Origin of the sequence: Novosphingobium album (ex Hu et al. 2023), from assembly GCF_022832385.1 — a bacterium.
Lineage (GTDB): Bacteria > Pseudomonadota > Alphaproteobacteria > Sphingomonadales > Sphingomonadaceae > Novosphingobium > Novosphingobium album.
The window spans coordinates 1-2,040 of record NZ_JALHLE010000064.1; the positions used below are offsets into that span (position 1 = coordinate 1).

General features: G+C 57.0%; 2 protein-coding genes and 1 pseudogene. 1 reads left to right on the plus strand and 2 read right to left on the minus strand.

Annotation, left to right across the window (positions count from 1 at the left end; translation table 11 throughout):
• On the minus strand, positions 1 to 934 hold a 934-nt coding region (locus MTR64_RS21185), incomplete at its 3' end, for a TonB-dependent receptor plug domain-containing protein (RefSeq protein ID WP_243996559.1).
• 571 nt (positions 935 to 1,505) lie between these two features.
• Between MTR64_RS21185 and MTR64_RS21190 the strand changes: the two are divergent.
• Positions 1,506 to 1,697, plus strand: a pseudogene (locus tag MTR64_RS21190) (IS5/IS1182 family transposase); the annotation flags it as partial.
• Between the two features lie 84 nt (positions 1,698 to 1,781).
• Here the strand turns inward: MTR64_RS21190 and MTR64_RS21195 are convergent.
• Positions 1,782 to 2,040 (minus strand): transposase (locus MTR64_RS21195; protein WP_419144977.1); only part of this gene is annotated, 259 nt, incomplete at its 5' end.

The window sequence follows — 2,040 nt, forward strand, 5'->3', positions numbered from 1 at the left end:
AAATCACAACCTCAAATCTGTGCCATTGGCGCTGACGGGGAACAGTACCGCCGAACGAGCAGTTGTGGGTCGGCAGGCGATAGATAAGCTGCGATGCCGGCGCGCCATCATCCTGCTTCACGAAGGATGCGCGACCACGAAAACTGAGCCCCGGAGCCGGGGTGAACAGGACCGTACCTGCCACCGACTTGGTCTCCTGCTGCCCCAGTTTGCCCCCGGTCACCGAGTTGTCGTACATGCCGGCGGTCCAGGCGTACTTGCCGGAAGCACGAACCGCGAGCAGCCCGGGAACGATGCCGCCCTGAATGCTGGCACGTGCTTCATACTCGTCATAGGTCGCCGCGCGCAGGAAGAAGTCGGCGCCGAAATCATCGGACGGGGTCTTCGTTACAAAGTTCATGGCGCCGCCGAACGTCGCACGACCAAAGAAGGCCGACTGCGGTCCCTTGACGACTTCGATGCGCTCGACATCCTGGAAATCCATCGCCGCCGGCACACTGATGTAGTAAATGCCGTCGATGAAGATCGAACTGTTTTCACGGGTCGGATCACCGACCGAGTTGTTCTTCATGCCGCGGAAGGTGATTGTACCGAACGAACGGTCGACGCCCTGCTGAAAAATGAAGCCCGGCGATGCCCGGCCCAGGTCTTCCATGTCGCTGATATCGCGCTGGGCGAGCGCTTCTTCCGTGAAAGCGTTGATCGAGAGCGGAATGTCCTGAAGGCGCTCGCCGACCTTACGCGCGGTAACAATGATATCACCGCCGACGACCCCATCGCCCTCCGCGGCAAAGGCCGCGCCTGGCGCCATCACTGCACCCAGCAGCGCGAACACCGAAGCGCCTGCAATCAATGACACTCTTTTCATGCCGAATTCCCCCTGAGAATAGAAAATATCCACTGTTGACACTTTGCCGGCGCATGCGTCCTTCACGGACCAGTCCGGTCACTGGCAGCGTGACGTGCGAAATCGCATGCACCAACACGATCACCCACGGCCCGTCGCGGACACCCCTCAATCCAATTGGCAACCGGAGGGCTGCCAGAATTTACCTTGCCGGCCACATGACAAGAACGCTTCGCAAAAAAGATATATGACGCAGTAATAAAGCGTAATATATCTTTGATATACTTCCATCACAGAACTATATGGCGAATTTTTATTTTATAATTAATGCCAAATAATTCTATCGCCGCTCGACCGGATGCGTAAGGAGATAAGGTAACCAATCCGCCACAGGTCTGTAGCGCAATGTTCTCCCCCCTCCTTGAGTTTTACTCATGGTCAGCGCGCATTCTATCCACTGCTCGGATATTGTTTCTCGACAAACGCGCTGCTCTGCCCGCTTCAGAGTGCCCCAAGATCAGCCTGGGATCTGGCCGAAAATCGGAAAGGGAATGGTGAGGAAGGGCTTTTTTGCGCAAATGGTTGAGGGATTCTGGTAGTGAACCCAGCCTGTTAGTGGGCGCTGGTGAGAAAACCTGCCTTCGCACGCAATCGCATGACGAACTGGAAATGCTGGAATGACTATCACCAGCGGAGCCGCTTCGAAACCAAGACGCATTGCTTCAAGTTTCTCGGCGAACGCGTCATGGCGCGGGACTTCGATCTCCAGATCGCCGAACTGCAAATACGGGCCTCTATCCTCAACCGCTTCACCGTACTCGGAAGGCCTGAGACTCAGCGTGTCGCGTAACTGCCATTAGCCCAAGCCCGATGCTGACCTCAGGCCTATTTGCGCAACAAAGTCGTTTTCGAACATACGCTCCATGCGGTCGCGCTACTTGTAGAAAGCGCGGTCGTGCTCGATTTTCACGCGCCGGTTCGACCGTCCGGGAATGCCGGCCTTGATGTCCCGCCCGGCCAGATCGGTGCGGATGGCATCCGCATCATAACCTTTGTCCGCCAGCAGGGCGTCGGGGAGTCGATCGGGTTGATCAATCAGCAAGTCATAAGCCTTGCAATCCTCCGCCTCGCCGACAGTCAGGCGAAAGGCGGTCGGTCGTCCGAGGGCATCAGCCAGGTTCACGCCCCAAAAA